Raw genomic sequence first — 26,221 nt, 5'->3', positions numbered from 1 at the left:
TTAAGGTTCGGGTCGAGCCTTGCGAGACAACGCGCTTCAGCGCGGCCCGAAGGGTGAGGCGCAACGCGCCGAATAATCCTTCTCCCGCCGCCCTCTCCTGTTTTAACCTGCTGTTACTGCTTATCTCCCCCTGCTCTGTTGGTCTGTCCCTGCCCTCTCGTATCATCTTCCACGCTTCGGTCATGACTTTTTCAGTAAAAATCGCTACCATCCCAGCCTATTACTCGCTGAACAATGGTCGATTCCATGAAATTTGTTTCATTTAACATCAATGGGTTGCGTGCCCGTCCGCATCAGCTCCAGGCACTGGTCGAACAACATAGTCCGGACGTCATCGGCCTGCAGGAAACCAAAGTCCATGACGACATGTTCCCGCTGGAAGACGTGGCGAAGCTCGGTTACAACGTCTTTTATCATGGTCAGAAAGGCCATTACGGCGTTGCGCTACTGACGAAGGTACAGCCGGTAGCAGTACGCCGTGGCTTTCCCGGTGATGATGACGATGCACAACGCCGCCTGATTATGGCTGAAATCCCCAGCCCGATTGGCGACATCACGGTGATTAACGGCTATTTTCCGCAGGGCGAAAGCCGTGACCATCCGACCAAGTTTCCGGCCAAAGAGAAATTTTATCGCGATCTGCAACGTTTTCTGACCGACGATCTGCCCGCCGACAAACCGGTGCTGATCATGGGCGACATGAATATCAGCAGTACCGATCTGGATATTGGGATTGGTGAAGAGAGCCGCAAGCGCTGGCTGCGTACCGGCAAATGTTCATTCCTGCCGGAAGAGCGTGAGTGGATGGATCGGCTGCTGGGCTGGGGACTGGTGGACACCTGGCGTGAACATAATCCTGAAACCGCCGATCGTTTTTCGTGGTTCGACTACCGCTCAAAGGGTTTCGATGATAACCGCGGTTTACGCATTGATCTGGTTCTGGCGAGTAAAAACCTGGCGGCCCACTGCGTAGAGAGCGGCATTGATTATGCTATCCGCAGCATGGAAAAGCCGTCGGATCACGCGCCAATCTGGTCCACCTTCCGCTTCTGATCGACGCGTTTTAACTGAAGGTCGCGTGGCCGACTGCCACGCGACGACTATTTGACTATTTTCCAGATCAGATTATTGGTGCCCAGCGAGTGTTCATCACGCGCGCATTGCAGTAACACCCCTTCCGATTTCACCACCGCCCCTTCGCTGTAGTTACGATTATCAAAAATACAGCAGCGCAGACAGTCCGGCTGACGCCGTTGTCCCTGGGTCCAGACTTCCGGCGGCAGGTCGACTACCACGTCAGTGTTGACACCATTGTCGCTGTCCGGCGGCGGCTGATGTCGGCTGTTGGCCTCTGCGGCACCGCCAGCCAGCGACAGGGCCAGCACCATTAATAATGAAAAACGTCTCATTCCGTCTCCTTGACTTTACGCTTTGTTTTGCGCACCGGACGTTTTTGTCCGGTGGACGGTAAGCCCCGAAAGGCATGCACCGCAGGCTGTTGCCGCGCCTGATGAATCAGTCCGGTCAGGGTCTGCACCAGCGGCTGCATGAACTCATCATAGCGGCAGGCCTTTTCACTGATCCGGGTCAGGGTGGATTCCCACTGCGCGGTCATATCCGGGCGTGCAGCCAGATCGGGTAACGAGTGGATCAGGGCACGTCCGGCCTCAGTTGAGTGGATATAGCGGCCCTTTTTCACCAGGAAGCCACGACGAAACAGCAGTTCGATAATGCCGGCGCGGGTCGCTTCCGTACCTAAACCATCGGTCGCACGCAGCACTTTCTTTAATTCTTTATCCTGAACGAAGCGGGCAATCCCGGTCATCGCAGAAAGGATGGTGGCGTCCGTAAACGGACGCGGTGGCTGAGTCTGCTTCGCCAGCACCTCACCGCGCTCACACAACAGCTCATCGCCTTTGGCGACCACCGGCAGCGGCATACCATCATTCTCTTCATCCCGCTCTTTGTTACCGAGCAGTGCCCGCCAGCCCGCTTCTGCCAGGAAACGTGCTTTGGCGACGAATTTGCCGCCGGCGATCGCCAGTTCTATCACGCATTTGCGGAACACCGCATCCGGACAGAACTGCATCAGATACTGGCGCGCCACCAGCGCATAGATATTTTGCTCGTTCTCACTCAGTTTCACCGAACCGGCGCGGGCAGTCGGAATGATCGCATGGTGCGCATCGACCTTTTTGTCATCCCAGCAGCGGTTACGGCGATCGGCGTCAAAATCGGCCGGCGGCGTCAGCTGCGGCTGATGGGCCTGAATGGCATTGAGTACCGCATGGCGGCCGGCGAAATGCTCTTCCGGCAGATAACGGCTATCGGAACGTGGATAGGTGATCAGCTTATGGGTTTCATACAGCCGCTGGCAGGTATCCAGCACCGTTTGTGCACTCAGGCCGTAACGCTTCGCCGCCTCAATCTGCAGGCTGGATAAGGAGAACGGTAACGGTGCACCTTCGTTTTCCCGTTTATCGCTGTAGGCGGTAACCGCCGCTGGCTGGCCGGTGATACGCGCCACCACATGATCAGCCAGCGCCCGCTTCAGCAGACGCCCCTCCTCATCCTGCCACGGCTCACAGGCTTCGCTCGGCACCCAGCTGGCGACGAAGCGCACCTCATCCGGCGTAACGATGTGGGCTTTTACCTCGAAGTAATCTTTCGGCAGGAAATTCTCTATCTCTTCATCGCGCCGCACCACCAGCCCGAGCACCGGCGTCTGCACCCGACCCACTGACAGCACGCCATCGTAGCCGGCACTGCGCCCCAGCAGCGTCCAGGCACGGGTCATATTGATGCCGTACAGCCAGTCGGCACGGGCGCGAGCCAGCGCTGAAACACAGAGCGGAATAAATTCCCGGTTCTCCCGCAGGCGGTTCACCGCGCGATCCACCGCCTGTGGATTGAGATCGTTGATCAGGCAGCGCTGTACCCGACTGCGCTTTTCCGCTGGCAGGTTGAGATAGTCCAGCACCTCATCGACCAGCAACTGTCCTTCGCGATCGGGGTCACCGGCATGCACGATCTCACTGGCCTGGGCCAGCAATCCTTCTACCACTTTCAGCTGTTTGGCGACTGACGGGCGCGGCTTAAGCTGCCACTTTTGCGGAACGATCGGCAGGTCGGCTAACGACCAGCGCGCGTAACGGCTGTCGTAACTGTCGGGTTGCGCCTGCTCCAGCAAATGCCCGACACACCAGGTCACCACCTGATCGTTGCCGCAGGCGATAAATCCATCGCCGCGTCGATGAGGTTTTGGCAGCACATCGGCAATGGCCCGCCCAAGACTGGGTTTTTCCGCAATAAACAAACGCATTGAATCAGGTAATCCTTAACATCAGGGAATAACAGTGATAACCGGTTGTTCGCTGTTGGCTGCAAATATGGCGGCTATGTTAGCCTGGCAAGGCGTCTGGCGTAAGCGTCACGGACCGGGATAGCGATCATTCGCACAGGAAGCGTTCAATAAGCAGGGCCAGAGGATGCCCTGCCGGCAGGTTCAGGATAAGGGTCAGAAGTAACTGACGAAAGGCGCGGTGTCGGGCGGCAACACGGTGGTGCTGGACTTCAGCTGCGGCGTGCCTAAATAGAGGAAGCCGACAATTGCATCCTGTTCCCGGCAGCCGAATGCCTGGCGCACCGTCTGATCGTCGGTCCACGGGCCGCTGCGCCAGATACCATTATAGCCCTGCGCTGCTGCCGCCATCTGCATCGCCATCACTGCGCAGCTGGCGGAAGCAATCTGCTCCCAGCGCGGCACTTTCGGGTGGGGTTCACAATATGCCACCACGGTAATGATCATTGGTGCGCGAAACGGCGACTGACTGGCCTTGTTGATCGCCTTCTCATCCAGTTGCTTATCACGTGCTGCCTGCTCCAGCAGCTGACTCAGCCGATCGCGGCCCTCATTTTCCACAATAATAAAGCGCCAGGGTTGCAGCGTGCCGTGATCCGGTGCGCGCATACCGGCACGCAGTATATTTTCCAGCGCCTCGCCGGCGGGCGCCGGGTCGGTCAGACGTGATGCCGAACGACGGTTAACCAGTAACTCCAGTGCATCCATGTTTTTTCTCCCGATCGCATTGATGTTGCAGTAATCCTGGCACAGTCAGATTTTTTGTAACAGTCGGCGGTGAATTCCTGCTGACTTTTAGCACGCTGCTCTTTAGGATGAGCTCGTCGGGGAAGCCTGGTACGCGCGGCGGCCACTTCCGGCTACATGAATATGGAGAGTCTGATGCGCACATTGTGGCGAATTATTGCAGGTCTGTTTCGCTGGACTTGGCGGGTATTAAATTTTATCAGGGAATTCATTCTGAATATTTTCCTGATTTTGTTGATTGTGGTAGGTGTCGGGATCTGGCTGCAGGTGAGCGGATCGGGCGGCAGTTCAGCGCCGATGCAGCAAGGTGCGCTGCGGGTCGATCTCAGCGGTGTGCTGGTCGATAAGCCTTCGGTCAGTAATCGGCTGAGCAAAATTGGCCGGCAGTTGCTGGGGGCCAGCAGCGATCGGCTGCAGGAAAATTCGTTGTTTGACGTAGTTGATGCGATTCGTCAGGCCAAAACGGACAATAACATTAAAGGCATGGTGCTGGATTTACGCGACTTTGCCGGCGGCGATCAGCCTTCGCTGCAGTACGTTGGTAAAGCACTGCGCGAATTCCGCGACAGCGGCAAGCCGATCTATGCGCTGGGCGACAGCTACAGCCAGGCGCAATATTATCTCGCCAGCTACGCCAGCAAAATCTACCTGTCGCCGCAGGGCACGGTCGATCTGCACGGGTTTGCCACCAACGGCCTGTATTACAAAACCCTGCTGGAAAAACTGAAAGTCACTTCCCATGTGTTCCGGGTCGGGACCTATAAATCTGCGGTAGAGCCGTTCCTGCGTGACGATATGTCACCTGCCGCCCGCGACGCCGATAGCCGCTGGGTGGGTCAGCTGTGGCAGAACTACCTGAATACCGTGTCAGCGAACCGTCAGATTACGCCAGAGCAGCTATTCCCGGGTGCAGCGGCGGTGATTGCCGGGCTGAATGCGGTTAAAGGCGATACTGCGCAGTACGCGCTGGATAACAAGCTGGTGGATGCGCTGGGTTCCCGTGCCGCCGCCGATCAGGAGCTGGTGAAAACCTTTGGCCTTGATAAGCAGAGTAATGATTATCGCAGCGTCAGCATCTACGACTACGCGGTTAAACCGGCCTCGGCGCAGGATGGCAACATTGCTGTGGTGCTCGCCAGCGGCGCGATCATGGACGGTGAAGAGACGCCAGGCAACGTCGGTGGCGATACCACCGCCGCACAGATTCGCGATGCGCGTCTCGATCCGAAAATCAAAGCCATTATCCTGCGGGTTAACAGCCCAGGCGGCAGCGTGACCGCCTCTGAAGCGATTCGCGAAGAGCTGGCGGCGGCGCATGCTGCCGGTAAGCCGATTGTGGTATCGATGGGCGGCATGGCGGCATCCGGCGGCTACTGGATTTCGACCCCAGCCAACTACATCGTGGCTAACCCAAGCACCCTGACCGGCTCTATCGGTATTTTTGGCGTGATCAATACGCTGGAAAACAGTCTGGATGCGATTGGTGTGCACACCGACGGTGTGGCCACCTCGCCGCTGGCTGATATCTCCACCACCAAAGCGCTGCCAACCGAAGTTCAGCAGCTGATGCAGCTGACCATCGAAAATGGTTATCACAACTTTGTGGGTCTGGTGGCGAAGTCACGCAACAAGACGCCGGAGCAGATTGACGCCATCGCGCAGGGCCACGTCTGGACCGGTAGCGATGCCAAAGCCAATGGGCTGGTCGATGCACTGGGTGACTTTGACGATGCGGTTAAGAAAGCCGGTGAGCTGGCAAAAGTCAGCAAACCGCAGCTGAGCTGGTATCAGGATGACCCGAGCTTCCTTGATATGATGCTGAACCAGGTCAACGCCTCGGTACGCGCGGTGCTGCCGAATCCGCTCAAGGCCTGGCTGCCTGCGCCGATGCTGGATGTGATGAGCGCGATGAAAGCCCAACCCGGTCTGTTTGATCATCTTAACGATCCGCAAAACCGTTACGCCTTCTGCCTGAACTGCGGCGACGTGCGTTAAACTGTGCGATAAACCTCGCAGCCCGGCCGATGGTCGGGCTGCTTTTCCCCGCCTTTCCCCTTATACTGCGCGTTTTACGGCAAGTCTGAGTTCTCTAATGCAAAAGAAAAACATCTACGTAGCCTACACTGGCGGTACCATTGGTATGCAGCGATCGGCACAGGGATACATTCCGGTTTCCGGCCATCTGCAGCAGCAGCTGGCTAACATGCCTGAATTCCACCGTCCCGAGATGCCCGATTTCACCATTCATGAGTATCAGCCGCTGATCGACTCGTCCGATATGACGCCGCAGGACTGGCAGTCAATCGCAGAGGATATCCGGCAGAATTATGATCACTATGATGGTTTTGTGATTCTGCATGGCACCGATACCATGGCGTTTACCGCGTCGGCCCTCTCCTTCATGCTGGAGAATCTGGCTAAACCGGTTATCGTCACCGGGTCGCAGATTCCGCTGGCGGAGCTACGTTCAGATGGGCAGCAAAACTTATTGAACTCGCTGTATGTCGCGGCCAATTATCCGATCAGCGAAGTGTCGCTGTTCTTCAACAATACGCTCTACCGCGGCAACCGGACCACCAAAGCGCATGCCGATGGCTTTAATGCTTTCGCTTCGCCTAACCTCTCCGCGCTGCTGGAAGCCGGTATTCATATTCGCCGCCTGAATACCCCGCCTGCACCGCAAGGCAAGGGTGCACTGATTGTGCACACTATTACGCCCCAGCCGATTGGCGTGGTGACCATCTATCCAGGCATCTCGGCCGATGTGGTACGCAACTTCCTGCGTCAGCCGGTAAAAGCGCTGATCCTGCGCTCTTACGGTGTCGGCAACGCGCCGCAGAATGCGGAGTTCCTGGCAGAACTCCAGCAGGCGAGCGAGCGCGGTATCGTGGTGGTCAATCTGACCCAATGCATTTCGGGCAAGGTCAATATGGGCGGCTACGCCACCGGCAACGCGCTGGAACATGCTGGCGTCATCAGCGGTTTTGATCTGACCGTTGAGGCAGCGCTGACTAAGCTGCACTTCTTACTCAGCCAGAACCTCTCCGCCGATGAAATACGCAGCAAAATGCAGCAAAATTTGCGCGGTGAACTGACAGAAGATTGAGACGGAGCGACTTGTAATGAAACGCGCACTGATCATTATTGATATCCAGAATGATTTTTGTCCGGGCGGCCCAATGGCCGTCCATGAAGGCGACCAGACTGTTGAGGTCGCCAACCGCTATGCGCGCACCTTCATCCAGAACGGTGAACCGGTGGTCGCGCTGCAGGACTGGCATCCGGCTGACCATGGCAGTTTCGCCTCGGTCTCCGGCGAACCGGTGTACACCCTCGGCGAATTAAACGGTCTGGCGCAGATCTGGTGGCCGGATCACGGCATTCAGGGAAGCCAGGGGGCCGATTTCCATCCTGGCCTCGAGCGTTCGCTGTTTGATGCGGTGTTCCATAAGGGTCAGGACCAAGATGTTGACAGCTACAGCGCCTTCTTCGATAACGGCCATCGCCGCAAAACCGAACTCGACAGCTGGTTACGCGAACGCGAGATCACGCATCTGGTGGTGCTGGGACTGGCGACCGACTACTGCGTGAAATACAGCGTGCTGGACGCGCTCGAGCTGGGCTATCACGTTGAGGTGGTCAAAGAAGGCTGTCGCGGCGTGAACCTGAATCCCGAGGACAGCGAGATCGCTTTCGCGCAAATGACCGCCCAGGGCGCGGTGCTGATATGAAAAAAGCTGGCGCTAAGCCAGCTTTTTTTTGCCGGTAAAGGCGGGTCAACCGTTGACGGTGAAGGTGGCTCACTCAGTGCAGGTTGAGGCGGGTCACGTCTGAGTCGATGCCGAACTCTTCTTTAAGCTGCTTTTTCGACTTCGTGACCATCTCACCGTCTTTGCCAATCGTCATGTGCTGCGGGCTGTCGTTATGCCGCGCCTGCCACAGCATCACCAGCTGCAGGCAGTTGTCGCGCTGTTCCTGCGTTAGCGCTACGCCATCCGGCCATTTCCCAATCTCTACCGCCGTCGCCAGTCGCTGATAGACTTCCGGCGTCATTGCGGCGAGCATCGCTTCAAGTTGCTGCTTCATCGCCATTATCCTTTGGTCTGTTCGCCCTGCTCGTCAGTAAAATTCAGTGAGGCGGAGTTGACGCAATAGCGTTCTCCGGTCGGCTGCGGGCCATCAGGGAAGACGTGTCCCAGATGTGCGTCACATTGACCACAGCGAATCTCAATGCGCTGCATGCCGTGTGAATCATCTTCAATATAACGAATCGCGTCGTCGCTCACCGGCTGGTAAAAGCTCGGCCAGCCACAACCTGAATCATACTTGGTCTCAGACAGAAACAGCGGCGCGTTACAGACCAGACAGTGGTAAATGCCTTCCTGTTTGTTGTGCAGCAGTGCGCCACTGTAAGGCGGCTCCGTTCCGCGATGCTGGGTCACATAACGCTGCATTTCTGTCAGCTGCGCAATTTTTGCTTCGGGTGCGGTGTCTTTAGCCATTTTTAAGATTCCGGAAGGTGCCATTCTGAAAATTTCGACTACTATTCTAACAAATGATCAACATAAGGCGGGTCTTTTTTCGTGCTCACCCTTTCAGTCCGACGTCTGCAACCCGGATTTGTGACTTCGATCACCTTTTATCCGGAGCATCCCTATATATTCGGCGATTGATTAAACGAAGCGCGATATCATTGGCGGTCCGCAAGCGATTGCGCATCGAATAATTCCTTTCAGGCGAATTGACCTGTCGCAACAATTGACACGATTCCGCTTGACGCCTGGTAAGGTTTTTGTAATTTTACAGGCAACCTTTTATTCACTAACAAATAGCTGGTGGAATATATGACTATCAAAGTAGGTATCAACGGTTTTGGCCGTATCGGTCGCATCGTTTTCCGTGCTGCTCAACAGCGTTCTGACATCGAAATCGTTGCAATCAACGACCTGCTGGACGCCGATTACATGGCGTACATGCTGAAGTATGACTCTACTCACGGTCGTTTCGACGGCACCGTAGAAGTTCAGGACGGCGCGCTGGTTGTTAACGGCAAGAAAATCCGTGTTACCTCTGAGAGAGATCCGGCTAACCTGAAGTGGGACGAAGTCGGCGTTGACGTTGTTGCTGAAGCAACCGGTATTTTCCTGACCGATGAAACTGCACGTAAACACATCACTGCAGGCGCGAAGAAAGTTGTTCTGACTGGTCCATCGAAAGATGACACCCCAATGTTTGTTCGTGGTGCAAACTTCGACAAATACCAGGGTCAGGATATCGTTTCTAACGCATCGTGCACCACTAACTGCCTGGCTCCACTGGCAAAAGTGATCAACGACAAGTTTGGTATCGTTGAAGGTCTGATGACCACTGTTCACGCAACTACCGCTACCCAGAAAACCGTTGATGGCCCGTCTCACAAAGACTGGCGCGGCGGCCGCGGCGCATCTCAGAACATCATCCCTTCATCAACTGGCGCAGCGAAAGCAGTGGGTAAAGTTCTGCCAGAGCTGAACGGCAAACTGACCGGTATGGCTTTCCGCGTACCAACCCCTAACGTCTCCGTCGTTGACCTGACTGTACGTCTGGAAAAAGCGGCTTCTTACAAAGAAATCTGTGCTGCTATCAAAGCCGCTGCAGAAGGCGAGATGAAAGACGTGCTGGGCTATGTTGAAGATGACGTGGTTTCTACTGACTTCAACGGCGAAATCCTGACTTCAGTGTTTGACGCTAAAGCCGGTATCGCGCTGAACGACAACTTTGTGAAACTGGTTTCCTGGTATGACAACGAAACTGGCTACTCAAACAAAGTTCTCGACCTGATTGCGCTGGTTTCTGCTAAATAAGGCAGCCAGACATCATTGAGAATAAGGGCGACTTCGGTCGCCCTTTTTTTGATCCGCTCAGGAAGGAATCGAACATGCAAGATAAACTGTTTTCTCTGCCGGTGGTGACGCAGATCTCCCCTTACCTCTCGCAGCGTCAGGTCGGAGAACTGCCGGCGATTATCGTCAGTCATCCCAAAGTACGTGCGGCTCTAACACTGCAGGGCGCCCATCTGATTGCCTGGCAGCCCAGCGGTGAGCAACCGGTACTGTGGCTCAGTGACAAGAGCCAGTTTGCGGCCGGTAAAGCGATTCGCGGCGGCGTGCCGATCTGCTGGCCCTGGTTTGGCCCGGCAGGCGAACCGGCGCACGGCTTTGCTCGCAATCAGCCGTGGACGCTGTCAGCGCATGATGAAAATGAAGATGGCGTGATGCTGACGCTGGTGCTGGAAAGCAATGCTCAGACGCTGAAGCTGTGGCCGCATGAGTTCACCTTAATTGCCCGCTTCCGGCTCGGCCAGCATTGCGAGATCGAACTGGAAGCGCACGGTGACTTTGAAGCAACCGCCGCGCTGCACAGTTATTTCACCGTCAGCGATATCAGCGGCGTTGAAGTGTCAGGGCTGGGAAACAGCTATATCGACAAGGTAAATCAGGGTGAGATCGGCAGCAGTGACGGTAAGCAGCGCTATCCGGGCCGGATTGACCGCATCTTTACCGCAGCCGAAGACTGCTCAGTGATCAACGATCCGGCTGCTCAGCGGCAGATTGAAGTCTATCATCACCATCACAGTGACGTTGTTACGTGGAATCCAGGGGTTGAGCTCTCCTGCAGCATGGCCGATATGCCGAATGAGGGCTACAAAACCATGGTTTGCGTCGAGACGGCCCGTATCAACAAGCCACTGCGCAGTGCAGGCGAAAAGCCGGCCCGTCTGGCCACCACCTTCCGCCTGAAGAAAAAAGTCAGCGGCGAGGCGGTTAAGGCTTAAACCACGTCGAGCGGCAACTTGTGCTGCGGTGCCGGATAGCGCTGGTTGATCAGGCTGAGATCGTCCTCTGTCAGAACCACCTCCAGCGCCGCAGCATTTTCCTGCACATGGGCGACAGAACTGGCTTTGGGAATAGCGATAACCCCAGGCTGACGGATTACCCACGCCAGCAGTAGCTGCGCCACGCTGATGCCCTTTTGCTGTGCAAGCCGGGTCAGTTGTGGATCGCTGAACAGGCTATCGCGTAGTCGTCCGGCCTGTGCCAGCGGACAATAAGCCATGATCGGCAGGTTTCGCTGCTGGCAGGCTGGCAACAGATCATATTCAATGCCGCGTGAGCCAAGATGGTACAGTACCTGATTGGTCGCGCACTGCGCCCCACCCGCTTCATCCCACAGCTCAGCCATATCATCGGTATCGAAATTAGAGACGCCCCAGTAGCGGATTTTACCCTGCTGCTGCAGACGTTCCATCGCCCGTATTGTCTCTTCCAGCGGAACGTTACCGCGCCAGTGCAGCAGGTAAAGATCGAGATAATCGGTTCTCAGGCGGCGCAGGCTGCGCTCGCAGGCCCCGATAGCATCCTGCTCACCGGCATTCCACGGATAGACTTTAGACACCACCAGTGCCTGGTCACGACGCCCCTGCAGCGCTTCACCCACTACCTGTTCTGCAGCGCCGTCAGCGTACATTTCCGCCGTGTCGATCAGGCGCAGACCGCATGCCAGTCCGGCCTGCAGCGCAGCGACTTCGGTTGCACGCTGCGCCGGATTTTCGCCCATATACCAGCTGCCCTGGCCGATCACCGGCAGAGAGCGATGGCCGGCAAAATTGATGAGGTTACGCATTCCGCTCTCCCGCCCCATTATGAGGCCCCATAAAAGAACAGAGGGCATAAAATGCCCTCGTTTAGTGCGTTATCAGAAGGTGTAACTGACGCCGGTCCAGAGTGTCGCCTGGCCGCTTTTATCAATCATCGGGCTGTCTTTGATTTCGCTGTCGAAGCGGGTATAGCGTCCGACGACGCCAACGTTCCACTCCGGCGAAATCTGATAGCTGGCGCTCAGCTCGACATAAGGTGACCAGCTGTCATCCGGATTGTAGCGGCTGATGCCGGTACGGGCGCTTTCATGGCCGGAAACACCGTAGTAATAACGGTTTTGATTGGCACTGTTCCACATCGCACCAATACCCGGCGTCAGGCTGAAATCACCCATTTCGAAACGGTAAAGGTAGGTTAAGTCCCAGATCATACCGTTGCTGTTGTTCAGCACGTCACCCAGTAAGGCGGTGCGAACAATACCCCAGTCGGCAGTATGACGGTAGGTAGCACCCGCCATCAGGGTCATGCGACGTTTATCCAGCCCTTTCATATCGCCCAGATCGTTGTCGCTGGGTTTGTATTCCTGCGGGGAACCGAGCACCGTCAGTGACAGCTGGTTCTGCGGATCTTTCCACAGGTAGTAACCGCCCTGCAGGCTGCGGAACCAGAAGTCTTCACCTTCGTAATTGATCACCGGAACCGGCAGATAACGGTCCTGACCACCACGATAAGGGGACTCGGCATAAATCACTGAAGCACCGACAGAAAGCGGTGCGGCGTTAACGCCGCCAGAGAGCAAATAACAAGGTAAAAGTGCGACAAGCGCCTTAAATTTGAATTGGTTCACAATTTATTCATTCCATAAATATAACAATCAAACATGAAGTCTAACGTTTTTTTGCGACTGGATTAACTTATATCGAATTCCTTTAAGCGACCAGCCGCTGAAAGTGGCATTAAAGGTTAAAATCACGTTAAGTTAAGTCAACAGAGGCGCATACCGGCCTTACATCAAACCGATTATGTTGTTGATCTCACCCTCACCTATCCACAGCCATGGAGGAAATTTCTTAGAAGCCATCTACAGTTAGAAGTAAGACCAGACATATTGTACGAGCAGAGTAACCATAAAAGTTGTGTATCCCGATAAAAACGATCAGGTTGGCATAAGGGTTGCTGTACTCAATAGAGAATATCTTCCGGGAGCTGCATGAGCCTCTAATTACGCTCCTTACCTGTGCTAAAAACGAAAGGACGGGCATCGCTATGAATATATTCGATCACTATCGTCAGCGTTATGAAGCTGCCAAGGACGAAGAGTTCACACTGCAGGAATTTCTTGCTATCTGTAAGCAGGATCGCAGTGCATACGCCAACGCTGCAGAGCGACTGTTAATGGCTATTGGTGAGCCAGTAATGGTTGACACTGCTCAGGAGCCACGCCTTTCCAGAATATTCTCCAACCGTGTGATGGGACGCTATCCGGCGTTCGAGGAGTTTTACGGCATGGAGGAAGCGATTGAACAAATCGTCTCCTACCTGAAACATGCCGCTCAGGGACTTGAAGAGAAGAAACAGATCCTCTATCTGCTGGGTCCGGTCGGCGGTGGTAAATCCTCGCTGGCTGAGCGGCTTAAATCGCTGATGCAGCGCGTACCGATCTACGTGCTGAGCGCCGATGGCGAACGCAGCCCGGTCAATGACCATCCGCTCTGCCTGTTCAACCCGCAGGAAGATGCCCATATCCTTGAAAAAGAGTACGGCGTGCCGCGTCGCTACCTCGGTACCATTATGTCGCCGTGGGCGGCTAAACGTCTGCACGATTTCGGTGGCGATATCTCACGCTTTAAAGTGGTTAAGGTCTGGCCATCGATTCTTGAACAACTGGCGATTGCCAAAACCGAACCTGGCGATGAGAACAACCAGGATATCTCGGCGCTGGTGGGTAAAGTGGACATCCGTAAACTGGAAAATCACGCGCAAAACGATCCTGATGCCTACGGCTACTCCGGCGCATTGTGCCGCGCTAACCAGGGAATCATGGAATTCGTCGAGATGTTTAAGGCGCCGATTAAGGTACTGCATCCCTTACTGACCGCTACCCAGGAAGGTAACTATAACGGTACCGAGGGTATTTCGGCCCTGCCGTTTAACGGCATCATTCTGGCGCACTCTAACGAATCAGAATGGGTCACCTTCCGTAATAACAAAAACAATGAGGCGTTCCTTGACCGTGTTTACATCGTCAAAGTGCCTTATTGCCTGCGGGTCTCAGAAGAGATCAAAATATATGAAAAACTGCTGAATCACAGTGAGCTGGCCACCTCGCCTTGTGCACCCGGCACGCTGGAAACCCTGGCTCGCTTTTCGATTCTGTCGCGGCTGAAAGATCCGGAAAACTCAAGCATCTACTCCAAAATGCGGGTTTATGACGGCGAAAGCCTGAAAGATACCGATCCTAAAGCCAAATCGTGGCAGGAGTATCATGACTACGCTGGCGTGGATGAAGGGATGAACGGTCTGTCGACCCGTTTTGCCTTTAAGATCCTGTCGCGCGTCTTCAACTTTGACCATGCCGAAGTGGCGGCCAACCCGGTGCACCTGTTTTACGTGCTGGAGCAGCAGATTGAACGTGAGCAGTTCCCGCAGGACCAGGCGGAAAAATACCTGGAGCACCTGAAAGGCTATCTGATCCCGAAATACGCCGAGTTCATTGGCAAAGAGATTCAGACCGCTTACCTGGAATCCTATTCCGAGTATGGTCAGAACATCTTCGATCGCTACGTGACCTACGCCGACTTCTGGATTCAGGATCAGGAGTATCGCGATCCCGATACCGGTCAGCTGTTCGATCGTGAATCACTGAATGCGGAGCTGGAGAAGATTGAGAAACCTGCTGGTATCAGTAACCCGAAAGATTTCCGTAACGAGATTGTCAACTTTGTGCTGCGCGCCCGGGCACACAATAACGGTCGCAATCCGAACTGGACCAGTTACGAGAAATTACGCACCGTGATCGAGAAGAAAATGTTCTCGAATACGGAAGAGTTGCTGCCGGTGATCTCCTTCAATACCAAGACCTCTACCGATGAGCAGAAGAAACATGATGATTTCGTCGATCGCATGATGGAAAAAGGCTATACCCGCAAACAGGTGCGCCTGCTGTGTGAATGGTATTTGCGTGTGCGTAAATCGTCCTGATTAAAGTAAGCAAACCGGTATTTCGATACCGGTCGTCTAAAGGTCGGGCTAGCCCGACCTGCTTGCAATGTAGTTTGGGGGAACACTATGGCCTATTTCATCGATCGCCGGCTGAACGGTAAAAACAAGAGCGCGGTTAACCGCCAGCGCTTCTTGCGCCGTTACAAGTCGCAAATCAAGCAGTCGATCTCCGAGGCCATCAATAAACGCTCGGTTACCGACGTCAGCAGCGGTGAATCTGTTTCGATACCTATTGATGACATCAATGAGCCGATTTTCCACCAGGGACGCGGCGGCAATCGCCATCGCGTGCATCCCGGAAACGACCATTTTGTGCAGAATGATCGCATTGAGCGACCGCAGGGCGGCGGTGGCGGCGGCAGTGGTCAGGGCAACGCCAGTCAGGATGGCGAAGGACAGGATGAATTCGTCTTTCAGATTTCCAAGGATGAATATCTCGATCTGCTGTTTGAAGATCTGGCGCTGCCCAACCTGCGTCGTAACCAGCATCGTCAGCTGAATGAATACAAAACGCACCGCGCCGGCTACACCTCTAACGGGGTGCCCGCCAACATCAGTGTGGTGCGCTCGTTGCAAAATTCACTGGCGCGCCGTACGGCGATGACCGCAGGGAAACGGCGGATGCTGCACGAGCTGGAAGAGACGCTCAGCATCGTTGAGAAATCGGAACCGGCCCAGCTGCTGGAAGAGGAGCGCCTGCGCAAGGATATCGCTGAACTGCGCGCACGCATCGAGCGGGTGCCGTTTATCGACACCTTTGACCTGCGCTACAAAAACTTTGAGAAGCGTCCGGAGCCCTCCAGCCAGGCGGTGATGTTCTGCTTAATGGATGTCTCAGGTTCAATGGATCAGGCCACTAAAGATATGGCCAAGCGTTTCTACATTTTGCTCTATCTGTTCCTGAGCCGGACCTACAAGAATGTCGATGTGGTCTATATCCGTCACCACACTCAGGCTAAAGAGGTTGACGAACAGGAGTTCTTCTACTCGCAGGAGACCGGTGGCACCATCGTTTCCAGCGCGCTGAAGCTGATGGATGAGGTGGTCAAGGATCGCTATGACCCGGCGCAGTGGAATATCTACGCTGCGCAGGCGTCCGATGGCGATAACTGGGCCGATGATTCACCGCTTTGTCACGAAATTCTGGCGAAGAATATCCTGCCCGTGGTGCGTTACTACAGTTATATCGAAATCACCCGTCGCGCCCACCAGACCTTGTGGCGCGAGTATGAGCATCTGCAGGCGATGTTCGACAACTTCGCGATAGAGCATATTCGCGAACCGGAAGATATCTATCCGGTGTTCCGTTCTCTGTTTCATAAACAGGCGACCGAAGCCTGATCATCCAAGCCGGCTTATCACCGGCTTGTTTTTTATCTGCTGAATAACCTGATAAAACAGTCGTTTTTCTCCCCCTTGCCTGCCAACTCCCTCATTCTTCACATTAATCTGATTCCATAAGCCAATAAGCAATTCGTATAATTTTCATTTTGACCATGACAACTCCTTGATAAAACATTATCTTTTAGACATAGCATGGACATTTGTCATGATTTGATGCAACTCAACGCCATATCTCAGGAGCCCGGGTTTGAACCACACCATAGTTTACAGTCTGTTTATCATCGGTTCCGTGCTGGTCGCCTCGAGCATTTTGCTCAGCTCTTTCTCCTCGCGCCTCGGCATTCCTATCCTGGTTATCTTCCTGGCACTCGGCATGCTGACCGGGATTGATGGCATCGGCGGTATCGCCTTTGATAACTATCCCGCCGCTTATCTGATCTCCAACCTGGCGCTGGCTATCATCCTGCTGGATGGTGGCATGCGAACCAAAGCCAGCTCGTTTAAGGTGGCGCTGGGGCCCGCCCTGTCGCTGGCGACCATCGGCGTAATGATTACCGCCGGCTTAACCGGCGTGGTGGCGGCCTGGCTGTTTAATCTGGATATGATGCAGGGTTTTCTGATTGGCGCGATTATCGGTTCAACCGATGCGGCGGCGGTGTTCTCGCTGCTGGGCGATAAGGGGCTCAATGAGCGCGTCAGCTCCACTCTTGAGATTGAATCCGGCAGTAACGACCCGATGGCGGTGTTTCTGACCATTACCCTGATTGAGATGATTGAGCAGGGTCAGACCGGGCTCGACTGGATGTTCCTGGTGCATCTGGTGCAGCAGTTCGGGCTGGGTATTGTGCTAGGTTTGGGCGGCGGCTGGGCGCTGCAACAGTTGATCAACCGCATCAGCCTGGCTGGCGGGCTCTATCCGCTGCTGGCGTTGAGTGGCGGCATTCTGGTTTTCGCCCTGACCACGGTATTAGAAGGCAGCGGCATTCTCGCGGTCTACCTGTGCGGCTTTCTGCTGGGCAACAGCCCAATCCGTAACCGTCACGGTATTTTGCAGACCTTCGACGGCATGGCCTGGCTGAGTCAGATCGGGATGTTCATCGTGCTTGGTCTGCTGGTTACCCCGTCTGACCTGTGGCATATCGCCGTGCCGGCGATGATCCTGTCGCTGTGGCTGATTCTGGTGGCACGTCCGTTGTCGGTGTTTATTGGCCTGCTGCCGTTCCGCAGTTTCACTACCCGCGAACGTTTCTTTATCAGCTGGGTGGGCTTACGCGGTGCGGTGCCGATTATCCTGGCGGTCTTCCCGATGATGGCGGGATTGGAAAACGCCTCGCTCTATTTCAATATTGCCTTCTTCGTGGTGCTGGTGTCGCTGATGCTGCAGGGCACCTCGCTGGGCTTTGCCGCCAAAAAAGCCAAAGTGGTGGTGCCGCCGACCGCCTCGCCGATCAGCCGGGTGGGTCTGGATATTCACCCGGAGAATCCGTGGGAGCAGTTTGTTTATCAGCTCAGCGCCGATAAATGGTGTGTCGGTGCCGCGCTGCGTGATTTGCAGATGCCGCGTGAGACCCGGATTGCGGCGCTGTTCCGCGACAATGTGCTGATGCACCCCAACGGCGGGACGCGCCTGAAAGAGAACGATGTAATCTGCGTGATTGGCCGCGAACGCGATCTGCCGGCGCTCGGCAAGATGTTCAGTCAGTCGCCGCCGGTCTCTCTCGATCAGCGCTTCTTTGGTGACTTCATCCTCGATGCAGAAGCCCGTCTGCGGGATGTGGCGCAAATCTACGGCCTCGAACTGGACGAGGCGACCAATGACCAGCAATCGCTGGGACAACTGATGCTCAGCATGCTGGGTGGCGCGCCGGTGGTGGGCGACCAGGTGGAATGGAATCAGCTGACCTGGACCGTCGCCGAGAAAGAAGATAACCGGATCGTGAAGATTGGTGTGCGTCCGGCTGAAGAGAAGGAATAATCCTAATCATTCAGCCACGTTAATTTCTGCTGATGCACTAAGCTAATAGTTCAAGCCAGCATAAACGGGAGAAATGAATGGGACACGTGGTTAAAATTGGACGTTATGAGATTGTGGATGCCGATCTTGACAGTGAGAACCCCGACACCGTCAGTATCCCCTGTGACACTAATCCCGGCTTAATTACGCAACTGGATGGCTGGGATCGTGATACCAGCGTTCCGGCCTGGATCGACGGCGAACCGGTTAATCTGCAAATCGGGCATTACGATAAACAGCAGGACCGCTGGATTTTAAAGAAGCCAGCCTGAGTTACCTGCCTTACCGCCAGTCGGACAATCTGGCGGTAATTCCTAAAAATAGTCTTAAACAGTTTGGTTATAACCGCCCCTTCTCTTATTTTATCCTGCCAGAACAATCAGTTACCCTTTTAAAACTTTAATCAATTTTGATGTTTTCAGATTTTTTCCGTATTAACTCTGTCAAATAACTCCTGCATACTCTTTCTCAACGCTGCAATATTTCGTGAGTGACATCACGCTTTGTCAGTCACTCTTTTCGCAGCTTCGTTTGGCTGTACTGACTGCAACAGACTGAAAATTATTTTTTAATTTTTTCAGTAGCCCACTCCTGAACGCGTACTTGATTCTGGTCAGGCCATCTTTTACTTAAGAAAGAGAGCAGGTTTTATGGCAAGTACATTGATAATGAATAACCCGAGCCGCTCGTGGAGCGGAACGCGTAAAAATATCATCGTAAAGTTCGCCCTGAGTTTTTCTGATTTGATTGCACTTAATCTGGCGTTGTTTTTATCGGCCGCCACTATTCAGGGTATTTGGGGAGAGCTGGATACTTTTATTCCCCCGCAACAAATTGAATACCGTTTTGTCGCGCAGTTTATTATGTCCGTCATGTGTACCGGCTGGTTCTGGGTACGCCTGCGTCACTACACCTATCGCAAACCCTTTTGGTTCGAGCTGAAAGAAATCGTTAAGACGCTTTTCGTTTTCTCCCTGCTCGATCTCGCCCTGATTGCTTTCTCTAAGTGGGATTTTTCCCGCATGGTGTGGGTGTTCAGCTGGACGTACGCACTGCTGCTGCTGCCGTTAATGCGCGCGTTGGTTAAGCGCGCCATTAATAAAGCCGGTCAGTGGCAGAAAGAGACCATTATTATTGGTTCCGGCCGTAACGCCACCGAAGCCTACGCCGCGCTACAGAGCGAGGAGATCCTCGGCTATAACGTGCAGGCATTTATCTCGGTAGATGACGTACCGGCGCAGCAAACGGTTAATGGCGTGCCGGTGATCACCTGGAAAGATATCAACTGGCAAACTATCGACCGTGACAACGTGCAGTTTATTGTGGCGATGGAATATGAGCAGCAACCGATGCGCGACCGCTGGCTGAAGTTCCTGTCGAAGATGAACTGTCGCTCTGTCTCAGTGATCCCGACCCTGCGCGGTGTGCCGCTCTACGGTACCGACATGTCGTTTATCTTCAGCCATGAAGTGATGATCCTGCGGGTCAGCAATAATCTGGCCAAATACTCGTCGCGGTTCCTGAAGCGCGCCTTTGACCTGATTGTCGCTTCGATGCTGCTGCTGTTTCTCGGTCCGATTTTCGCCCTGCTCTGCTACATGGTGAAACGCGACGGCGGCAACGCGATTTACGGCCATGAGCGCGTCGGCCAGGATGGTAAGAAGTTTAAATGCCTTAAGTTCCGTTCAATGGTCACCAACTCGAAGGAGGTGCTGGAGAATCTGCTGGCCACCAGCGAAGCGGCGCGCATTGAGTGGGATAAGGACTTTAAACTGAAGAACGATCCGCGCATTACAAAGATCGGTGGCTTCCTGCGTAAAACCAGTCTGGATGAGCTGCCGCAGCTGTGGAACGTGATCCGTGGCGAGATGAGTCTGGTCGGGCCGCGTCCGGTGATTGAAGCGGAGCTGGAACGTTATGCTGGCGATGTCGATTACTATCTGATGGCGAAGCCCGGAATGACCGGCTTGTGGCAGGTCAGCGGACGTAATGACATTGATTATGATACCCGCGTCTACTTTGACTCCTGGTATGTCAAAAACTGGGCGCTGTGGACCGATATCGCCATTCTGTTCAAAACCGCCGGGGTGGTACTGCGCCGTGACGGTGCTTACTAAACCTGTTATGCGATGCCTGTTTACAGCAGGCATCGCAACTTCCGCACGTTCCCCTCTATCTTTTTTCGCCCTGAATCATTACCCTCTGCGGCTCGTTTTTTAACAGAACGTTTACCCTCTGGTCGTTATGCAAAAATTTACTCTACTGTTATTGAGCCTGGTGCTGCTGGCACCTTTAGGCATCGATCTCTATTTGCCCACACTGCCGCAGATTGCGGAAGGGCTGAATACCCCGGTCAATCTGGTGCAGACCACCATTCCCCTGTTTCTGCTGGTGATGGGACTGGGACAACTGGTGACCGGTCCGCTGGTGGATAACTACGGTCGCAAGCCGATCGCCCTGCTGGGGCTGGCGCTTTACATCGCAGGCAGCGTCATCGCCGCCACGGCCACCTCGTTTCCGCTGTTCCTGATTGCCCGTCTGGTGCAGGGCTGTGGCGTCTGTTGTAGTGCGGTGGTCGCCTTCAGCGGCGTACGTGACCGTCTGAGCGGTGATGATGCGGCACGCGCCTACGGCTTTCTGAATGGCGCGTTAAACATCGTGCCGGCCCTGGCACCGCTGCTGGGTGGCCTGCTGGCCAGCGCCTTTGACTGGCGCGCGCCCTTCTGGTTCCTGTGCGGCTACGGCGCGCTGATCATGCTGCTGGTGATTATCTGGCTGCCGGAAACGCGTCCGGCCGATACTCTACGGGTCAAAGGCCTGCCGATTGCGCAGTATGCCGCCATTCTGCGTCAGCCACGCTTCCTCGCCTTTGCCTTTGCCAATGCGGGCGCTCTGGGCATGGTGCTGACCTATGTCTCGCTGGCTCCGCAGGTTTTGATGACCGAGGGTGGCTTATCGCCGATTCAGTTCTCCTTTGCCTTTGGCGCTAACGGCTTCTGGATCATGTTCGTCAGTGTGTTCGTCAATAAAACCATCCGCAAAGCGGGACGGCCTTTCTGTCTGGCGATGGGGTTTGTCACTATGCTGCTGGGCGCGCTGCTGTTGCTGGCAGGAATGATGCTGTTCCCGGCGTCAATGCAGACTCACTGGGCGCTGTATATGTTCCCGGTGGCGGTATCAGTCGCGGGACTGGCGTTTACCGTCGGTCCGGCCACCAGCTATGCACTGGAGCCGTATCAGCAACAGGCTGGGGTGGCATCCGCCTTACAGGGATTTATCCAGATGGCGGGCGGTGCGGCAGGCAGCCTGATTATCGTGGCGCTGCCGATGGCTGAGAAGCTGTCACTGAGCCTGATGATGTTGCTGGGTGCCATACTGGCGTTGGTCGCCTGGCGCTGCAGCAGGAAGATGCGCGGCCGGGTGACCGCGCTGACCTGAATTTAACTTAGCTGAACCGGAACGCGGGGAGCCAGTGCGCACATCAGTTCGTACCCTACCGTTCCGGCCGCTTTTGCCACCTGATCGATTTTCACCTGTTCGCCCCACAATTCCACCCGCGAGCCGATTCCGGCCTGCGGACAGGGGGTCAGATCGACGGTGATCATGTCCATTGATACCGCACCCACCACCTGAGTCATGATCCCATCAACGCTGACCGGCGTTCCGGTTGGCGCATGGCGCGGATAGCCATCCGCATAGCCACAGGCCACTACGCCAATCCGCTGCGCCTGGGTGGCATGATAACGGTAGCCATAGCCAACACCATCACCCGCCTGCAGCTGCTGAATGCCGATAATCTCACTGCTCAGCGTCATCACCGGTTCCAGACCGCTGCTGGCAATATCCTGCCAGTCGCCGCTCGGTGACGCGCCATACAGAATAATGCCGGGCCGCACCCAGTCATAATGCGCTTCAGGGTGCCACAGGGTACAGGCAGAGTTGGACAGCGATCGCGGGCAGTTCAGCCCCTCGGCCGCCTGCTCAATCCGCTGCAGCGGAACGATAATGCCGTCGGGATTCTCCGCATCCGCGAAATGGGCCATCAGCGTCATTTCAGCGACGTTGTTAAGTGCGCGCAGTTTCTGCCACGCTGCATTCACCTGTTCGGGCCGGAAACCGAGCCGGTTCATCCCGCTGTTGACCTTAAGATAGATATCAACCGGTGCCGACAGCGTCGCGTTAGCCAGCGCTTTAATCTGCCAGTTACTGTGCACGCTGGTGGTCAGGCGATAGCGATCGATCAGCTGCAGATCCTCTGGCTGAAAAAATCCCTCCAGTAGCAGGATCGGTTTTTTCCAGCCCTGCTCGCGCAGCAGAATCGCCTCTTCCAGATTAAGCAGGGCAAAACCGTCGGTGGTGGCCAGACTTTCCCAGACGCGGGCAAGACCATGACCGTAAGCGTTAGCCTTAACCACCGACCAGACGCGGGACGCAGGCGCGGCCTGGCGAACCACCGCCAGGTTATGCCGCAATGCCTGCTGATTGATGGTAGCGACAATCGGACGTGACATCCTTCCTCTCCCTGAGAGCTTAACGAGTAGCGTTGGCGTTACGCAGTGGCGAAGCACTCGCCACGAAACCGGGTAAATAGCGAAACACCGATAAGTCATCCGCGGCGATCGACGGTTTTTTGCCGGAAATCAGATCGGCCAGCAGCTGACCTGAACCGCAGGCCATCGTCCAGCCCAGCGTCCCGTGACCGGTGTTGAGCCAGAGGTTAGCCACCGGGGTCGCACCGACAATTGGCGTACCGTCAGGCGTCATGGGACGCAATCCGGTCCAGAAGCTGGCCTGCGCCAGATGACCGCCTTCAGGATAGAGATCACTGACCACCATCTCCAGCGTTTCCCGCCGTGCTTCGGTCAGTCTGGTGTTAAAACCAACGATTTCCGCCATGCCGCCAACCCGGATACGATCGTCAAAGCGGGTTACCGCGACTTTGTAGGTTTCGTCGAGAATGGTGGAGACCGGGGCGGCATCCGGATTTTTAATCGGGATGGTGAGCGAATAGCCTTTCAGCGGATAGACCGGGATGTCGACCACGTTGCGCAGCAGCGCGGTGGAGTAGGAACCCAGCGCTACCACATACTGATCCGCTTTGATGATCTCCTCGCCGCACTTCACGCCGTAGATGCGGTTGCCGTCGCGCAGCAGGTGATCGATGGGGGTATTGAAGCGGAACACCACGCCGGCCTGTTCTGCCATCTTTGCCAGCCGCTGGGTAAACAGCTGGCAGTCGCCAGTTTCATCATTCGGCAGGCGTAAACCGCCGGTCAGTTTATGCTGGGTGGCCGCCAGCGCCGGTTCAACCCGCGCCAGCTGATGCGCTTCCAGCAATTCGTAGGGCACGCCCGCTTCGCGTAGCACCGCGATATCTTTGCTGGCGCTGTCGTACTGCTGTTGGGTGCGGAACAGTTGCAGGGTGCCGCCCTGCCGGCCTTCATAGGCGATACCGGTTTCGGCGCGCAGCGCTTTCAGGCAATCGCGGCTGTATTCCGCAATCCGTACCATCCGGCTTTTATTCTGCTGATAGTGGTTGATATCGCAGTTACGTAACATCTGCCACATCCATTCCAGCTGGAAGCTGCTGCCATCCAGCCGCACCGCCAGCGGTGCATGCCGCTGAAACATCCATTTAACCGCTTTCAACGGCACGCCCGGCGCCGCCCAGGGCGCCGCATAGCCTGGCGAAATCTGCCCGGCATTGCCCGCGCTGGTCTCCAGCGCCGCGGCAGGCTGACGATCAATCACCGTCACCTGATGTCCGGCCCGCGCCAGATACCACGCGCTGGCTACACCTACCACACCACTTCCCAGAATCACAACGTGCATATGTCCCCCACCCGGCATGTAAAAGCATAATTCACTGTTCATCAGGCGACATTCAGCGGATTCACTCAGCAGATATCACCCCGAAATTTCAGCAACTATTTCACATCTTTTTTACTTAACAGGTAACTAAAATCATATCGCCGCGCAAAATACAGAGATTTATCCGCCTTATCGGGCCAATTCAGAAATAAATGACAACGAAGCCAGTTAAATCTGCTTTTGGCAGGAGAATCATTCAACCCCATACAAACCGCTTATAAACAGGATTATATTCCAGATTTTAAATTTATGGTCGAGTTAAAGGCTATTAAATTCCACATCAATCCACTCTGAATGATTTTCTGCCAAAGAATTCATTTGAGTTCGCATTTCGGATAAGCGACAGTGGGCTATCATTGTTGTGTTCGCTCAGTTTTTTTCGGGTTCCCTTTCTCAGGATGAAGCCTTAAATAACCGGAACGGGTTGCCTTTCGGGTCAGCCAGTTTGCAAAAAAAGAGGTGCGCTATGACGACAATCTTTGACGATCCCATCAAGGACAGCAAACGACTCAATGACGGACCAGACTGGACATTTGAACTCCTCGATGTCTACTTAGCCGAGATCGACCGCGTGGCGAAACTCTACCGGCTCGATACCTATCCGCACCAAATCGAAGTGATCACCTCTGAGCAGATGATGGACGCTTATTCCAGCGTCGGTATGCCGATCAATTATTCACACTGGTCATTCGGTAAGAAGTTCATTGAAACCGAACAGCGCTACAAGCATGGTCAGCAGGGTCTGGCCTACGAGATTGTAATCAACTCCAATCCCTGCATCGCTTATCTGATGGAAGAGAACACCATGACCATGCAGGCGCTGGTGATGGCGCACGCCTGTTACGGTCATAACTCTTTCTTCAAAAATAACTACCTGTTCCGCAGCTGGACCGACGCTGGTTCGATAGTTGATTACCTGCTATTTGCCAAAAATTACATCAGTGATTGCGAGGAGCGCTACGGCGTTGAGGAAGTCGAACGACTGCTCGACTCCTGTCACGCGCTGATGAACTACGGTGTTGACCGTTATAAACGGCCGCAGAAGATCTCGCTGCAGGAGGAGAAAGCGCGACAGAAGAGCCGCGAAGAGTATCTGCAAAGCCAGGTAAATACCCTGTGGCGTACTCTGCCACGGCGTGAAAAAGAGACGGTGCAGGTTGAAGCAGTGCGTTATCCGTCTGAACCGCAGGAGAACCTGCTCTACTTTATGGAAAAGAACGCGCCGTTGCTGGAGCCGTGGCAGCGTGAAATCCTGCGCATCGTGCGTAAGGTGAGCCAGTATTTCTATCCGCAAAAGCAGACGCAGGTGATGAACGAAGGCTGGGCCACCTTCTGGCACTACACCATCCTTAACCATCTGTATGACGAAGGCAAAGTGTCGGAACGCTTCATGATGGAGTTCCTGCACAGCCACACTAACGTGGTGTTTCAGCCGCCGTACAATAGCCAGTGGTACAACGGCATCAACCCTTACGCCTTAGGGTTTGCGATGTTCCAGGACATCAAACGTATCTGTCAGTCACCGACCGAAGAGGATCGCTACTGGTTCCCGGATATCGCCGGTTCGGACTGGCTGGAAACCCTGCACTTCGCGATGCGTGAATTCAAGGATGAGAGCTTCATCAGCCAGTTCCTGTCGCCGAAAGTGATGCGTGACTTCCGGCTGTTTACCGTGCTGGATGATGACCGCAATAATTACCTTGAGATTGCGGCTATCCACGATGAAGCGGGCTACCGGGCGATTCGCCAGCAGCTGTCGGCCCAGTACAACCTGAGCAATCTGGAGCCTAACATTCAGGTTTATAACGTGGACTTACGTGGCGATCGATCGCTGACGTTGCGCTATGTGCCGCAGAGTCGCACCCCGCTGGATAAAAGCCGGCGCGAAGTGCTGAAGCATGTCCATCGTCTGTGGGGATTTGATGTGATTCTTGAACAGCAGAATGAAGATGGCAGCGTTGAGCTGCTGGATCGCAATCCCCCACGCGGTTCACCACTGTAACCTGAGAATAAAAAACCGGACGT

Annotated in this window: 22 protein-coding genes and 1 other RNA gene; 14 read left to right on the top strand and 9 right to left on the bottom strand. The window is 54.9% G+C overall.

Translation table 11 applies throughout. The features are described from left to right. Together FHW04_RS16185 and xthA are read left to right on the top strand one after the other, a co-directional pair. Positions 1-75: non-coding RNA, RtT sRNA (locus FHW04_RS16185), on the top strand. A gap of 171 nt (positions 76-246) precedes the next feature. Beyond that, a complete protein-coding gene (gene xthA / locus FHW04_RS16180; protein ID WP_069728540.1) occupies positions 247-1,053 on the top strand; it encodes an exodeoxyribonuclease III in 807 nt (268 codons plus the stop codon). 47 nt (positions 1,054-1,100) lie between these two features. Here xthA and FHW04_RS16175 read toward each other — a convergent pair whose 3' ends face one another. The 3 genes from FHW04_RS16175 to FHW04_RS16165 form a co-directional block, all read right to left on the bottom strand. Further along, positions 1,101-1,409, bottom strand: a complete 309-nt coding sequence (locus FHW04_RS16175; protein ID WP_031374595.1) for a YnjH family protein — start codon at positions 1,407-1,409, stop codon at positions 1,101-1,103. Next, positions 1,406-3,322: a DNA topoisomerase III gene (locus tag FHW04_RS16170; RefSeq protein WP_069728541.1), complete on the bottom strand. Its 1,917-nt coding sequence runs from the start codon at positions 3,320-3,322 to the stop codon at positions 1,406-1,408. The genes FHW04_RS16175 and FHW04_RS16170 overlap by 4 nt, the downstream gene beginning before the upstream one ends. A gap of 195 nt (positions 3,323-3,517) precedes the next feature. Then, complete coding sequence (locus tag FHW04_RS16165; protein WP_031374596.1) at positions 3,518-4,069, bottom strand: NAD(P)H nitroreductase; 552 nt, start codon at positions 4,067-4,069, stop codon at positions 3,518-3,520. A gap of 174 nt (positions 4,070-4,243) precedes the next feature. On the opposite strand from FHW04_RS16165, the gene sppA reads away from it, so the two are divergent. The 3 genes from sppA to pncA all read left to right on the top strand — a co-directional run bounded on the left by sppA (position 4,244) and on the right by pncA (position 7,839). Beyond that, on the top strand, positions 4,244-6,103 hold the full coding sequence (gene sppA, locus FHW04_RS16160) for a signal peptide peptidase SppA (protein WP_089561435.1): 1,860 nt from the start codon (positions 4,244-4,246) through the stop codon (positions 6,101-6,103). Positions 6,104-6,200: 97 nt separating this feature from the next. Beyond that, positions 6,201-7,214: an asparaginase gene (ansA, locus tag FHW04_RS16155; protein ID WP_089561434.1), complete on the top strand. Its 1,014-nt coding sequence runs from the start codon at positions 6,201-6,203 to the stop codon at positions 7,212-7,214. A gap of 16 nt (positions 7,215-7,230) precedes the next feature. Then, positions 7,231-7,839, top strand: a complete 609-nt coding sequence (pncA, locus tag FHW04_RS16150) for a bifunctional nicotinamidase/pyrazinamidase (RefSeq protein ID WP_031374598.1) — start codon at positions 7,231-7,233, stop codon at positions 7,837-7,839. Between the two features lie 73 nt (positions 7,840-7,912). Here the strand turns inward: pncA and FHW04_RS16145 are convergent, their stop codons facing one another. Both FHW04_RS16145 and msrB read right to left on the bottom strand, forming a co-directional pair. Next, the gene (locus FHW04_RS16145) at positions 7,913-8,194 is read right to left on the bottom strand and encodes a YeaC family protein (RefSeq protein WP_031374599.1); all 282 of its coding nucleotides are present in this window, start codon (positions 8,192-8,194) and stop codon (positions 7,913-7,915) included. A 5-nt stretch (positions 8,195-8,199) separates the two neighbouring features. After that, positions 8,200-8,610, bottom strand: coding sequence for a peptide-methionine (R)-S-oxide reductase MsrB (msrB, locus tag FHW04_RS16140; protein ID WP_031374600.1), 411 nt, complete (start codon positions 8,608-8,610; stop codon positions 8,200-8,202). A 342-nt stretch (positions 8,611-8,952) separates the two neighbouring features. Here msrB and gapA point away from each other — a divergent pair, with 342 nt between their 5' ends. Next, positions 8,953-9,951, top strand: a complete 999-nt coding sequence (gene gapA / locus FHW04_RS16135) for a glyceraldehyde-3-phosphate dehydrogenase (protein ID WP_069728542.1) — start codon at positions 8,953-8,955, stop codon at positions 9,949-9,951. 74 nt (positions 9,952-10,025) lie between these two features. Beyond that, positions 10,026-10,922 (top strand): D-hexose-6-phosphate mutarotase, encoded by an 897-nt coding sequence (locus tag FHW04_RS16130; RefSeq protein ID WP_069728543.1) that lies wholly within the window; start codon positions 10,026-10,028, stop codon positions 10,920-10,922. Here the strand turns inward: FHW04_RS16130 and FHW04_RS16125 are convergent. Then, entirely contained in the window at positions 10,919-11,770 is an 852-nt protein-coding gene (locus tag FHW04_RS16125) for an aldo/keto reductase (protein WP_089561433.1), read from the bottom strand. The two genes, FHW04_RS16130 and FHW04_RS16125, sit on opposite strands and share 4 nt — an antisense overlap. Positions 11,771-11,842: 72 nt before the next feature. Next, the gene (locus FHW04_RS16120; protein ID WP_031374604.1) at positions 11,843-12,592 is read right to left on the bottom strand and encodes a MipA/OmpV family protein; all 750 of its coding nucleotides are present in this window, start codon (positions 12,590-12,592) and stop codon (positions 11,843-11,845) included. Positions 12,593-13,011: 419 nt separating this feature from the next. Between FHW04_RS16120 and yeaG the strand changes: the two genes are divergently transcribed. The 6 genes from yeaG to FHW04_RS16090 all read left to right on the top strand — a co-directional run bounded on the left by yeaG (position 13,012) and on the right by FHW04_RS16090 (position 21,763). After that, entirely contained in the window at positions 13,012-14,946 is a 1,935-nt protein-coding gene (gene yeaG / locus FHW04_RS16115; RefSeq protein ID WP_031374605.1) for a protein kinase YeaG, read from the top strand. Positions 14,947-15,033: 87 nt separating this feature from the next. After that, complete coding sequence (locus FHW04_RS16110; RefSeq protein WP_089561432.1) at positions 15,034-16,308, top strand: YeaH/YhbH family protein; 1,275 nt, start codon at positions 15,034-15,036, stop codon at positions 16,306-16,308. Between the two features lie 250 nt (positions 16,309-16,558). After that, complete coding sequence (locus FHW04_RS16105; protein ID WP_031374607.1) at positions 16,559-18,286, top strand: potassium/proton antiporter; 1,728 nt, start codon at positions 16,559-16,561, stop codon at positions 18,284-18,286. A gap of 77 nt (positions 18,287-18,363) precedes the next feature. Then, positions 18,364-18,597 carry a DUF1480 family protein gene (locus FHW04_RS16100; protein WP_069728546.1) on the top strand — a complete coding sequence of 78 codons (234 nt, stop codon included), beginning with the start codon at positions 18,364-18,366 and terminating at the stop codon, positions 18,595-18,597. 378 nt (positions 18,598-18,975) lie between these two features. Next, entirely contained in the window at positions 18,976-20,442 is a 1,467-nt protein-coding gene (gene wbaP / locus FHW04_RS16095; protein WP_031374609.1) for an undecaprenyl-phosphate galactose phosphotransferase WbaP, read from the top strand. A gap of 127 nt (positions 20,443-20,569) precedes the next feature. Beyond that, on the top strand, positions 20,570-21,763 hold the full coding sequence (locus FHW04_RS16090; RefSeq protein WP_089561431.1) for a multidrug effflux MFS transporter: 1,194 nt from the start codon (positions 20,570-20,572) through the stop codon (positions 21,761-21,763). Between the two features lie 2 nt (positions 21,764-21,765). Here the strand turns inward: FHW04_RS16090 and dadX are convergent, their stop codons facing one another. After that, positions 21,766-22,836, bottom strand: a complete 1,071-nt coding sequence (dadX, locus tag FHW04_RS16085) for a catabolic alanine racemase DadX (protein ID WP_031374611.1) — start codon at positions 22,834-22,836, stop codon at positions 21,766-21,768. A 19-nt stretch (positions 22,837-22,855) separates the two neighbouring features. Further along, positions 22,856-24,175 (bottom strand): D-amino acid dehydrogenase, encoded by a 1,320-nt coding sequence (locus FHW04_RS16080; protein ID WP_338137927.1) that lies wholly within the window; start codon positions 24,173-24,175, stop codon positions 22,856-22,858. A gap of 487 nt (positions 24,176-24,662) precedes the next feature. Between FHW04_RS16080 and FHW04_RS16075 the strand changes: the two genes are divergently transcribed. Then, positions 24,663-26,198, top strand: a complete 1,536-nt coding sequence (locus FHW04_RS16075; protein ID WP_089561430.1) for a SpoVR family protein — start codon at positions 24,663-24,665, stop codon at positions 26,196-26,198. Positions 26,199-26,221: the final 23 nt, after the last annotated feature.

It is taken from the genome of Pantoea sp. AN62 (assembly GCF_050432985.1).
GTDB lineage: Bacteria > Pseudomonadota > Gammaproteobacteria > Enterobacterales > Enterobacteriaceae > Pantoea > Pantoea brenneri.
The sequence above is the reverse complement of the archived record's forward strand: the minus strand, read 5'-3'. Positions and strand labels throughout refer to the sequence as shown.